General features: G+C 44.1%; 9 protein-coding genes. 1 reads left to right on the top strand and 8 read right to left on the bottom strand.

Annotated elements, in window-relative coordinates; genetic code table 11:
• The first annotated feature begins 136 nt into the window (after positions 1–136).
• Positions 137–1,702 (top strand): OmpP1/FadL family transporter, encoded by a 1,566-nt coding sequence (locus BY457_RS05450; protein WP_258176628.1) that lies wholly within the window; start codon positions 137–139, stop codon positions 1,700–1,702.
• 146 nt (positions 1,703–1,848) lie between these two features.
• Here the strand turns inward: BY457_RS05450 and BY457_RS05445 are convergent, their stop codons facing one another.
• The 8 genes from BY457_RS05445 to BY457_RS05410 form a co-directional block, all read right to left on the bottom strand.
• Entirely contained in the window at positions 1,849–2,142 is a 294-nt protein-coding gene (locus BY457_RS05445) for a PG0541 family transporter-associated protein (protein ID WP_106152309.1), read from the bottom strand.
• 75 nt (positions 2,143–2,217) lie between these two features.
• Complete coding sequence (locus BY457_RS05440) at positions 2,218–5,340, bottom strand: efflux RND transporter permease subunit (RefSeq protein ID WP_106152308.1); 3,123 nt, start codon at positions 5,338–5,340, stop codon at positions 2,218–2,220.
• A gap of 104 nt (positions 5,341–5,444) precedes the next feature.
• A complete protein-coding gene (locus BY457_RS05435) occupies positions 5,445–6,479 on the bottom strand; it encodes an efflux RND transporter periplasmic adaptor subunit (RefSeq protein WP_106152307.1) in 1,035 nt (344 codons plus the stop codon).
• A gap of 60 nt (positions 6,480–6,539) precedes the next feature.
• Positions 6,540–7,916, bottom strand: a complete 1,377-nt coding sequence (locus BY457_RS05430) for a TolC family protein (RefSeq protein WP_106152470.1) — start codon at positions 7,914–7,916, stop codon at positions 6,540–6,542.
• 117 nt (positions 7,917–8,033) lie between these two features.
• On the bottom strand, positions 8,034–8,645 hold the full coding sequence (locus BY457_RS05425) for a TetR/AcrR family transcriptional regulator (protein WP_106152306.1): 612 nt from the start codon (positions 8,643–8,645) through the stop codon (positions 8,034–8,036).
• Positions 8,646–8,805: 160 nt separating this feature from the next.
• Positions 8,806–10,083: a sulfate adenylyltransferase subunit 1 gene (locus BY457_RS05420; protein ID WP_258176627.1), complete on the bottom strand. Its 1,278-nt coding sequence runs from the start codon at positions 10,081–10,083 to the stop codon at positions 8,806–8,808.
• A 96-nt stretch (positions 10,084–10,179) separates the two neighbouring features.
• The gene (gene cysD / locus BY457_RS05415) at positions 10,180–11,085 is read right to left on the bottom strand and encodes a sulfate adenylyltransferase subunit CysD (protein WP_106152305.1); all 906 of its coding nucleotides are present in this window, start codon (positions 11,083–11,085) and stop codon (positions 10,180–10,182) included.
• 291 nt (positions 11,086–11,376) lie between these two features.
• A complete protein-coding gene (locus tag BY457_RS05410; RefSeq protein WP_010662477.1) occupies positions 11,377–12,222 on the bottom strand; it encodes an enoyl-ACP reductase FabI in 846 nt (281 codons plus the stop codon).
• Between the last annotated feature and the right edge of the window lie 91 nt (positions 12,223–12,313).

The following is a 12,313-nucleotide window of genomic DNA, read 5'->3' as shown; positions in this document are numbered from 1 at the left end:
AGCCGGATAGAACCCGCATAGAGAAACGCCTATAGGTTCTTTTGAGGCAACCATTGCCAGGCTCGTTACACAATATTTTCTCTCTCACGCAAATCATACATCGACTTGCGTGAGAGAAACTTTCAAACCTATGACTATGACAAAGTATTTGTATTTTGCAACAGCATTATTGCTAATAACCACCTCCATCAATGCACAAACAGAGGATCATGCTTTGCGATTTTCCGCACAAAAGCCTACGGGAACCGCCAGAAGCATTGGCCTTGGTGGTGCCATGGGGGCACTTGGCGGTGATTACTCTGCCATTGGCATCAACCCGGCAGGAATAGCCGTTTATCGGAGCAGTGAGTTCTCCTTTACCCCCTCCCTGATATTCGGTCAAACCGAAAGCGATTACTACGGAAACCTTTCCAATGACGATAAATTCAGTGTGCCAATTAATCAGATTTCCTATGTAGGCACATCCCGCCTGATGAGGGAAGTTGAGAACGGACTGGTCAGCACTCATTTTGGAATCGGATACAACCGGACCAATAATTACAACCGGAAAAGTTTCATCCAGGCCGATGGCGTTGAATCATCACTACTTCACTCCTTCGCATACAATTCTTTGGGTTATGCACCTCAGCAACTGGATAATTTTTATACAGGCATAGCGTATGACGCCCGTCTGACGGAATTGGTCCCTGGCAGTGAGCTTAATGAATACATACAGGCCTTTGAATTTATTAATGAGGAAGGATTCCTGGAGATGGGTACGGTAAACGGAGTTAATCAAATGAAACTGATGACAGAATCGGGATATTCAGGCTTGTTTGATTTCTCTTTTGGTGCAAACTTCAGCAATCAGTTTTATTTGGGAGCCAGCCTGGGAATAGCTACCCTTGAAAATAAAATTGAAACTCAACATTACGAACAGGGTAGTGATGAAGTTTACAACGCATACATTGATTACAGACTGGATAATGGATTTGAAATTCTGGATGATTTCTACTTCGACGAATATGAACGGACATCCGGTACAGGTCTCAATTTTAAAATTGGTGCCATCTACAAACCTATTAACAGCATTCGTATTGGGGCATCGCTGCATACCCCGACATACTATTCAATGAAAACGGAATATGATACAAAAGCGCGTGCAAATTTTTTCGATGCCGACAACTATGAGATAACCTCTGATCTTGGCGAAATATCCTATAATTTCCGCACCCCCCTAAAAGCCGTTGGTAGTTTTGCCTACATCATAGGAACCAAAGGGTTGGTATCGGTTGATTATGAATACACCGATTATTCATCCATGAAATACAACAGCAAAAACAACCACATCAACGAAACAGCCCAGTTTAATGCGACCAACACCGCCATTAATGAAATATTCCGGGCAACCCACAATCTAAGATTCGGAGCCGAATACCGTGTATCTCCGATGTTATCACTCCGGGGTGGCTACGCTATGTTTCAGAATCCTTACAAACAGGATAAAAACCTGCTGAATGCAGATGGCGAGCATTACAATGTTACGGGAGGTATTGGCTTCAGAAACGGAAATATGACCATTGATGTGGCTTATCTCTACAATCATGAAACTTATATTCACTCACTGTATTATTCGCCTGAATTGACCGATGACATTCAGCAACCCGCCGAAATGACTGCAAAAGACCATCATTTGGCGGTAACTCTGGGGTGGAGGTTTTAGAGTAGGGAAGAGGACTTAGAGAATGGCAATTAGAAATTAGAGAATAGAAGTTAGAGAATAGAAAAAAGCAGGGTTTCTTCAAGATGAAGGAATCCTGCTTTTTATATGGTGATCATTGGTGTCCGCTTAATAAACTACCAACACTTTTAAACTCCGATCTCTGCATCCCAGACAAAAGCTCTAAGCCCTTGCATTTCGGCCTTATCATTCAGGTGATTCAGATGCTCCAGCAGTCCGGCAACACGATCTTCTTCCACAACAGTGATGATTGCCTCATTCATGGCCGGCCAGGTATGTGTGCCCTGATGGGGTTCCCCGTCATTAGTTCCCCGTCCCTGTACCTGCGGCCATCGGGTATAGCCACGAATGGCAAGCTTATCAAGAATGTGCTCGATTTTCTCAGTAAGCGCCTGGTTGTATGTGATAAATACTGTCTTCATCTTAATTAGTTTTGTGTTTCGGAGTTCTGAGTTCGGGGTTCTGAGTTTGGGGACTCATCCCTCACCCCTCAACCCTCAAATACTTTCTTCCAGTTTAGCGATTCGTTTTCGTTCACTCTTCATGCGGTTGGCACCAAACATGGTGTAAACCACAGGCATCAGTACCAATGTAAGCATGGTGGAAACTGTCAGTCCCCCGATAATAGCAACACCCATAGGGCGCCAGATTTCGGCTCCTTCACCAATGCCAATGGCCAAAGGCAACATTCCCAGAATGGTGGTAAGTGTTGTCATCAATACGGGTCGTAGTCTGGATTTACCTCCGGCAACCACAGCCTGAACCAAAGACATACCCCGGTCGCGCAACAAATTGATATAGTCGATGAGCACAATACCGTTTTTCACCACAATTCCCACCAGCATCACTCCTCCAATCATTGAAATGAGGTTGAGCGTAGTACCCGTGATGAAGAGGGCAATAAAAACTCCGGTAAAAGCAAATGGCAGAGTTAGCATGATAATAAACGGCGAACGCAGGGACTCAAACTGAGATGCCATTACAATATAAACCAGAATGATGATCAAAACCAACAACAAACCCAAATCTGCGAAGGATTCCTGCTGATCTTCTGCAGTTCCGCCAATATCAATCCCCACTCCCTGTGGCAGATCCATTCGTTCTACTTCGGCATTTATCTCGTTTACTACATCAGTAATGGAAGCATCGTAAAGAGATCCCGTAACGGTAATTACCCTCTGACGGTTTCTGCGCTCGATAGAAAGAGGCGCCATATATTCCTCCACGCTTCCTACTTCACGGATCCGAATAGCTTCCCCCTGCGGATTATAAACCAAAATATTTTCAACAGATTCAATAGATTCCCTAAAGGGTTCTGAAAAACGAACTCTCACATCATACTCATCACCATCCTCCCGGTATTGAGCTGCAATCAGTCCGTTGATTCGATTTCGCATGGCATTTGCAACAGTGGCTGTGTTAAGTCCGTAGATACCAAGCTTCTCACGATCAAGCACCAGCTGATATTCCATTTTGGGATCATCCCGACTGATATCAACGTCGCGAAGCCCCTCCATATCTTCTAATTTCTCCATAAAATGATCAGCTACCTTTCCGGTCTCCTCCAAATTGTATCCGGAAACAATAACTTCAACAGTACTGGCACCGCTGCCCATACCGCCTCCGCTACCTCCCGGAGAAACAGTGTAATCCTTGAGCAAAGTAACGCTGTCCAAATCCTGACGCATCAAATCTCCTATCTGATAAATATCTCTTTCACGCTCCGAACTGTTGGACAATCGCATGGTGAAGTTAATCACGTGGGTCCCGTTCTCTCCAAATGCCGAAAAAATATTTTCTTCGTCTGCCACACCGGCACTCGTGGAAATTACCTCTATCTCAGGGTATTTCTCCTGCCAGATATTCTCCAGATCACGGGCAACTTTTTGAGTTTTCTCCAGCCGTAAACTCATGGGAAGCTCAACAGTTGCCTCAATCCGTGCATTGTCAGCAGGTGGAATAAACTCCGTTCCCACTAATGAAACCAGTGAAATACTGGCAACAAAGATGATTACGGAAACAATAACCACCATCACACGATGTCGGACGGCAAAACCGAGTGTTTTCTCGTAAACATTATCGAGCCATACCAGAAATTTTTCAAAAGTTCCAAATACAGCTTTAGCAATTCCCTTTTTACGCGGCGGCATCAGTCGCAGCATCTGCGAAGAAAGCATGGGTGTAAGAGTCAATGCGGCTATGGTGGATACAATCACCACCAAAGTAACAATCATTCCCAACTGGCGAAACATGATACCACTCAATCCCTGAACCAGCGTTAAAGGAAAGAACACAGCCACAACTGTAAGTGTGGTAGCCACAACGGCAAGCCCCACCTCATTGGTCCCGTAAATGGCTGCTTCACGGGGAGAACTCCCCTTTTCAATGTGGTGGGTTATATTTTCCAGTACCACAATAGCATCATCCACCACCATTCCAATAGCAATAGACAGTGATGACAGAGAAATGATATTCAAGGTATTCCCTGTTGCATACAGGTAAATAAAAGAAACAATCAGTGAAACAGGGATCGTTAAGATAATGATAAAGGTTGCCCGCCAGCGTCCCAGAAAAAACAGAACCACCAGAACCACAAAGATCCCGGCATACATCACGGTGTTGGCCAGACTGCTGATGGAGTTTTCAATAAACTCAGAGGTATCAAAAATGGTCTCAATCTCCACATCCGGTGGCAGATTTTTCATCAGCACCGGCAATCGGTCTCTCACCTCCTGAGCAATTTCCACCGAATTGGCACCCGATTGCTTCTGAATCACAATTCGTGCCCCCACACGACCATTGGCGCGTTCGTCGATGGTTGTTTCGGCCAGCGTATCTTTTACAGTAGCCACGTCAGACAAACGAATGATGCGTCCCTGAAAGTTCCCCAAAACCAGGTGCTTCAGTTCATCACTTGATTTGAATTCTCCCTCCACTCGCACGGGATACCGATGACTCCCAATATCAAGGTTACCTCCTGGAAGATTAATGTTTTCCTGACCGATAACCGCTCCAATTTGTTCCACAGACATGTTGTATGCCTCAATTTTCCGTGGATCAACATTCACCTGTATCTCCCGCTTCGGACCTCCGGATAAAGAGACAGCCCCTACCCCTTCGATGCGGTTGAGCGGATTCACAATTCCTTCATCCAGAATTTTTGTGAGGGCAGGATAACTCTCCTCCGCCGTGGCAGAAAGCAGCATAATGGGAATCATACTGGTGCTGAACTTGAAAATAATGGGTTTCTCAACTCCCTCGGGAAGATAGGATTCCACCCTGCCCAAAGCATCCCTGATATCATTGGTTGCTTCGTCCAGATTGGTTCCCCACTCAAACTCCAGCATCACCAAAGAAGTATTATCCTTTGATGTGGAAGTCAACTCCTTAAGGTTATTCACCGTATTTAGGTTGTCTTCCAGAATCCGGGTAACATTGGTTTCAATATCTGCCGCACTGGCACCCTGATAGAAGGTAAAAATACTCACAATGGGCGGGTCAATTTCAGGATAGAGATCAATGGGAAGATACCGAAGCGAAAACATCCCCATGATGATTACCCCGACAAATATCAAAATCACTGATATCGGCTTTTTTACCGCCTTTTCGTATATACTCATTGTCTGATAATTATCTGATTAATAAATCAATTAAAAAGGACACTACGATGACTCAGAACTTTCTATATATTTTGTGATTGTCATTTCACCGGCATCCTTCCTGGTTACTTGACGACTTCCACGGGTGTCTGATCCAGCAATCCGGCATGACCTGCTATAACCACTTCTTGACCGGCAGACAGCCCCCCGGTTATTTCATAAAAATCATCAATTCTCCGTCCCAACTCCACAACGCGACGGATTACCTTGCCATCCTCCACAACAAATACAAACTTATCATTGGTCCCCTGCTGTCGCTGAACTGCCAAATCGGGTACGGTAACCCGCTCCAGAGTTTCAAATACCATATTCACACGGCCAAACATACCCGGGCGAATCTTCTCTTCCTGATTGGAGAACCTGGTTTCGACAGTGAAAGTGCGGGTATTGGGATCAATGGTCGGATATTTCAGATAAACCTTTCCTTCAAAATCATCCTCAGGATAAACATCCAGTTCCATTGAAACGGGCATTCCATTTTTAACAAGCGGGAAAAAAGCTTCCGGAATATGCACATCCACCTGAACGGGATTAATTTGCATAATAGTAAGAATGCCAGCCCCCTTAGCCATGGAGTACATATCTCCGTTTTCGAAATTTCGGGAGGTAACGATTCCAGTTATGGGAGAAACCAGTCTGGTATTTTCTTTCAGGTTTTCATATGCAGATCGCGTCACATCAAGCTCAGTGCGCATCTGATCAAGTTGTTGCTGAGAGACACTTCCCGCTTTGTGTAATGTATCCAGTCTGGCAAATTCCTTTTCCAGGTGCGCCAGTTGCAACTGGGTCTGAACCAACTGCGACGGATCCATTTGCACCAACAATTGTCCCTTTCGAACAGGATCTCCGACCTCAACAAATATCTTCTGAATGCGCAGCTGCATGGAAGGACTGATAATATTCTGTTCCAAGGGCTCCACATTTCCGGTTAAAGTCATTTTCTGATCCACCTCTTTAATTTCGGAAAAGGCTGTTTCCACTTTCTTAATCTCTTCCGCAGAATCCTCATTTTTTTCTTCCGCCGGTCCAGAACAAGCCACAGCACCCGATAAAAGGATGGATAACCACAGAACTTTATAGCTTAACACACTGGTTTTCATGTCTTATTGTATTATGAGTTATTGGTTTACTGACCTAAATACTTTATTAATTGATGAAATTCAATTTTCCCCGGGCAACGAATTACCAAGAAGTTTCTCATACTCTGCCCGGGCAGATAAAAACTCAAAACGCGCCTGATTCAAATTCAGTTGTGACTGGGTGAGAGCCACCTCTGCATCATTCAGCTCAAGTAATGTTCCCACCCCTGTTTCGTAACGGGTTTGGGCAATTTTGTAACCTCGCTCGGCTTGTTTAACTCCCACTTTTCCTGACTCCACCTTTTCGGCTGCAGCTTCCATTTGTGAATGTGCATTAAGAACCGACACAGAAACCTGTCGTTCCACGTTTTCGCGCTGAAAAGAAAGTTGTTCCATACTGATTTCCACCTGCTTCTCCTGATAACGCTTTGAGAACCCGCTAAAGATGGGCACTTGTAACTGCAAACCGGCAACCACAGGCTTTGCCCATTCATATTCATTAAACCGGAAGTGGTTGGCCTGCGTCTGATACTGAAAATTGACAAAAGCGGACAATGTCGGAAAACGTTGTGCCCTTGTAAGATCAAACTGTTTGTCCAGTTGAAGTTCCTGAACATTGAGTTGCCTGATATCACTATTGTTGGAAATATCCTGCTGTGGTGCCGGTGGCATGGTTTCAATTAATTGATTAAAAGTCAACAGATCTTCCTTAAACTTAACAGGCATATCCCGCTCCAGTCCCAATAAAATTTTTAGCATCAAAACCGACACTTCACGCCCGTTTCTTGCTTCTGTCAGTGACGGTTCCAGATTCCGAACCTGTACTTCGGAACGAATCACATCATATTCGGCCGCAGCTCCCTGTTCAAAAAGCCGTTTGATATTGTCATAATTCTCCCGGGCGTTCCGGATACTGCGTTTCATAACATTGTAAGAATCATTGGCCAACAAACAATTGAAATAAGCCTTTTTAACCTCACTGATCATATTTATTCTTGACTGACGTGCCGACTCAAGAGCGCTTTCCATTTGCACCTCAGTCATCTGAATGTTACGAAACAGCGACATATTAAACAATGGCATGGCGGCTGTGATGGCCCCGGAATAACTGTTGTCCGAACCAATCTCGATGGTAGTGTTACCTCCAAACCCGGCAGCCATATCCTCCGAAAGAAACATAACCGGTTTTTTTACATTCCGGTTGTAGCTCCCTTCTGCAGAAACAGAGGGGATAAGCCCAGCCCAGGCCTCTTTTCGGGAGTAATCCACTTTTGTAATCTCCTTGTCCGCTACCTTTATTCCCGGGTTATCCGACAATGCAATCTCCACTGCTTCCCCAATGGAAAGATAAAGTGTATCGTTCCCGGCCTCTTCCTGAGCCATAGTTTTGGCAGAAAACACCAACAAACTCAAAACCAGCGGCAGAAAAAATTTTCCTAATGATCTCATTTGTGTCATATTCTCAAGTTCTTTATAAATCCTAAAACTTCGCACATAAAAAATGGTCACCCAAAACAGTCCGGTCCTGATTTTTACTTCAGTCAATAACCGGGAACCACCCCTGCCAACAATGAATCAATAACTGGATCTTACCAACAACTCCTCCATCACCTCCACACCCTTGCGGGTAGAGATTCCACGTGCAAAGTTGAGAAACATATTCTCGAACAACTCCTTACGTGGAAACTCCTCGATAGGGAAAGCTTCATTGCTGTGAATCAGGTTCAGTTGCTCATAAAAAATCCTGGCAACCAACCCGGTGTTAATTTCAGACCTGAAAAGCCCCTCCTTTTTTCCGCGTTCCAATAAATCCTGCAACTGCTTTTGAGCAGATATCCGGCCCCTTTGAATCGTCTCCTCCCAAAGCAGTGGATAAAATTTCTGCATATCCTCCAGATACATGGGAGAAACCAAATCGATGCTTTTCAAACCGTAAAGAAGAATTTTAATGATTACCTCCATCACATTCCCTGACCCACTCTGCATCTGATCCACCTCCTGACGGTGTTTATCACTCAGAAAATCCACCGTTGCACGGAGTATTTCGGTCTTATCGCGGAAATTTTCATAAATGGTTCGCTTGGACATACCAATCTCTGTGGAAATATCATCCATCGTAACCCGCTTTATCCCTTTGGAATAAAAGAGTTTACCGGCTCCCGTGATTATGCGTTCTCTGATATCCATCCAGTAATTTTGAGAAAAACAAATGTATGCCGAAAACTAAAAAAACCAAAATAGTTTTCGGCAATTAACTTTTATTAATAGTCATCTCAATATGTCCAAAAAAAAGACCGTCAACACCCTGCGGTATTGACGGTCTTTATATATTCATTCAAAAATTGCGTTACACAATCATTCCTGCGGCAACTGTTTCGTTGGTAGTCTCATCAATAAGCACCAGACTTCCGGTATTACGATTGACATTGTAGGAATCGTAGAACAAAGGTTTAGTGGTTCTAAGCTTCACGCGAACAATATCGTTCATGTTCACCTCCAAATCATCAGGATCATTTTCAAGTGTATTGATATTCATCTTGTAATCAACACTCTTAATCATACAACGCATTTCGGCACTTGTCTGACGCAAAGTATATTTACCTCCCGGAATCATTTTCCGCTCATTGAACCAGCAAAGCATCACATCAATATCCTGGCTGACGATCGGCTCATGTCCGTTGGTTTCTTTAACGAGCATATCTCCCCGACTAATGTCAATGTCATCTTCCAGTTGTACCGAAACCGACTGAGGAGCAAAGGCTTTCTGCAGACTTTCAGTAAACAAGTCGATGGTTTTAACTTTAGAAGTAAACCCTGATGGCAATACCTTCACAGTATCACCCACATTGAGGCTACCGCTCATTATACGACCACCATAACCACGATAATCGGGATAATCTTTCGACTGGGGACGAATCACATACTGTACGGGCATCCTAAAGTCGTCACGATTGATATCACTTCCGATATGCAGATTTTCAAGAAGATACATCAAGGTTGGCCCCTCATACCAATCCATATTTTTAGAGCGATCCACCACATTGTCACCTACCAGGGCGCTAATGGGGACGTAACGAACATCTTTCACACTAAGCTTGGAAGAAATGGCCTCTACATCAGATTTTATTTCCTCAAATACCTCCTGCTTATAATCCACCAAATCCATCTTATTCACACAGATGATGATATGCGGGATTTGGAGCAATGAAGCAATATAAGTATGCCGGCGGGTCTGCTCAAGAACACCATGACGTGCATCCACCAGAATAATGGCTGCATTGGCCGTACTGGCACCCGTTACCATATTCCGTGTGTATTGGATATGCCCGGGAGTATCGGCGATAATAAATTTCCTTTTGGGGGTGGCAAAGTATCGGTAAGCCACATCAATGGTAATTCCCTGCTCTCTTTCAGCCTTCAGACCATCGGTCAGCAAAGCAAGGTTTACATCTTCGCCACCCGAACGAAGACTTGCCTTTTCGATGGCTTCCATCTGGTCTTCAAAAATGGCTTTAGAGTCGAACAATAAACGACCAATTAGTGTGCTTTTGCCATCGTCCACGCTACCTGCTGTGGTAAAACGCAAAAGCTCCATATCTAAATATCCGGATTCTTTTCCACTCATTTTATTCAATTATCAATGATCAATTATCAATGATCAATTATTAATTTATTTTTTATTGAGATTCAACTCGAAACCCTGAACTCAGAACCCTGAACCCTAAAAATATCCCTCGCGTTTGCGATCTTCCATGGCGGATTCAGAACGTTTATCATCGGCCCGACCACCGCGTTCTGTAACGCGGGTTGCTGCCACTTCCTGAATAATGTCCTGAAGATTATTTGCCGTAGAAAGAGTAACTCCGGTACAGGTTACATCGCCAATGGTACGGCAACGAACGTCACGCATTTCGAGTTTCTCACCTTCTTTGAGTTGCATGAAAGGAGCCTTCGCCATCCACACACCATCTCGCTGAAACACTTCTCTTTTGTGGGTAAAGTAAAGCGATGGAAGCTCAATCTCTTCCATATAGATGTATTGCCAGACATCCATCTCTGTCCAGTTACTGATGGGGAATACACGAAAATGCTCTCCCATATTTTTTTTACCGTTGAAAAGGTTCCAGAGTTCGGGACGCTGATTTTTAGGATCCCACTGACCAAATTCGTCACGATGTGAAAAGAAACGCTCTTTGGCACGTGCCTTTTCCTCATCGCGTCGTCCACCACCCATGGCAGCATCAAACTTCTCTTGTTCGATGGCATCCAGCAAAGTGATGGTTTGAATTTTGTTGCGACTGGCATTTACGCCTGTTTCTTCTACCGCTTTACCCTGATCAATGGTGTCCTGAACATATTTCACAATACAGCGGGCACCGGTTTTCTCCATCAAATCGTCGCGGTATTTTATTGTCTCCGGGAAGTTATGCCCCGTGTCGATATGCATCAACGGAAAAGGCACCTTGGCAGGCCAGAAAGCCTTTCGGGCCAGATGAAACATCACAATAGAATCTTTCCCGCCAGAGAATAACATCACCGGGTTCTCAAACTGGGCGGCAACTTCGCGAATCACAAAAATGGATTCAGCTTCCAACTCTTTAAGGTGGTTAATCTGGTATTTGTCCATTTATCTTTATTCTTTTGCTGAGATTATCCGATTGGTTAAAAAAATCACCAGTCCCGGTTAATCTTTGAAATAAATACATCCTTTGAAAATCGGCTCCAAATATACTTAATAAAAAGGCCATTCCCAAAAATTGGAATGGCCATATAAACAATAGAATGTTAGATTCTTAGTGGTTAAAATCAGTAAAATCAAAAAAATCTGAATCCTGATCTTTTAACCAAGGTCCCCCGTCGACACTAAAAGCCTGACAAACAACAACCTGAGTTCAGGAACAAGTATCGGGGCATTCATTTAATACATGTCGCTCAACTCTCCGGAATCAAAACTCTTATTGTATTGCTTCATAGCGCGCATGCTCATCCCCATACTGGCAAATCCTCCATCGTGATAAAGATTTTGCATGGTAACTTTTCGAGCATAGTCTGAGAACATGAGGGCACAGAAATTGGCACAATCCTGTGCATCGGCATTGCCAAGAGGTGACATACGATCGGCGAAATCCACCAAACCGTCAAATCCTTTTACTCCGCTACCGGCAGTTGTTACAGTAGGTGACTGGCTAATGGTGTTGACTCTGACTTTACGCTCACGGCCGAAAATATATCCAAAACTCCGGGCGATAGACTCCAGCAAAGCTTTTGCATCGGCCATATCATTGTATCCGTAAAGGGTGCGCTGAGCGGCCACATAAGAAAGTGCAAGCACAGATCCCCATTCACTCATTGCATCCAGCTTGAAAGCCACCTGCAACATTTTGTGGAATGAAATAGCGGAAATGTCCAGTGTTTTCTGAAGATAATTATAGTCCAGATCGTGATAGACTCTCTTCTTTCGTACGTTAAGAGACATCCCGATAGAATGCAGCACAAAGTCGATTTTGCCGCCAAGAATTTCTGTTGATTGTTTGAAAACATTTTCAAGATCTTCAACATTGGTGGCATCAGCAGGAAGCAAGGTTGCTCCTGTTTTCTCTGCCAGGTTGGTCACCTCCCCCATGCGGCAGGCCACATGCGTGTTGGACAAAGTGAAAGTGGCTCCTTCTTCGTGGGCCAGTTCGGCAACTTTCCAGGCGATAGACATATCATTGAGGGCGCCGAAAATAATCCCCCGTTTCCCTTTTAACAAGTTATTTCCCATATCGGTAAAATGTTTTTCAGGCTGCAAATATATTGCAAATTCACTGCCGGTAAAAGAATCCGGTCATCTTATATTTATAGAATCTATTTAA

Origin of the sequence: Marinilabilia salmonicolor, assembly GCF_003003035.1 — a bacterium.
GTDB classification, from domain to species: domain Bacteria; phylum Bacteroidota; class Bacteroidia; order Bacteroidales; family Marinilabiliaceae; genus Marinilabilia; species Marinilabilia salmonicolor_A.
Note: the sequence above shows the minus strand (reverse complement) of the source record. Positions and strands in the feature narration are given on the sequence as shown.

Bases quoted from the DNA above. Each gene is read 5' to 3' on its own strand.
- BY457_RS05450 (WP_258176628.1), top strand. From the start codon at position 137: ATGACAAAGTATTTGTATTTTGCAACAGCATTATTGCTAATAACCACC.
- BY457_RS05445 (WP_106152309.1), bottom strand. From the start codon at position 2,142: ATGAAGACAGTATTTATCACATACAACCAGGCGCTTACTGAGAAAATC.
- BY457_RS05440 (WP_106152308.1), bottom strand. From the start codon at position 5,340: ATGAGTATATACGAAAAGGCGGTAAAAAAGCCGATATCAGTGATTTTG.
- BY457_RS05435 (WP_106152307.1), bottom strand. From the start codon at position 6,479: ATGAAAACCAGTGTGTTAAGCTATAAAGTTCTGTGGTTATCCATCCTT.
- BY457_RS05430 (WP_106152470.1), bottom strand. From the start codon at position 7,916: ATGACACAAATGAGATCATTAGGAAAATTTTTTCTGCCGCTGGTTTTG.
- BY457_RS05425 (WP_106152306.1), bottom strand. From the start codon at position 8,645: ATGGATATCAGAGAACGCATAATCACGGGAGCCGGTAAACTCTTTTAT.
- BY457_RS05420 (WP_258176627.1), bottom strand. From the start codon at position 10,083: ATGAGTGGAAAAGAATCCGGATATTTAGATATGGAGCTTTTGCGTTTT.
- cysD (WP_106152305.1), bottom strand. From the start codon at position 11,085: ATGGACAAATACCAGATTAACCACCTTAAAGAGTTGGAAGCTGAATCC.
- BY457_RS05410 (WP_010662477.1), bottom strand. From the start codon at position 12,222: ATGGGAAATAACTTGTTAAAAGGGAAACGGGGGATTATTTTCGGCGCC.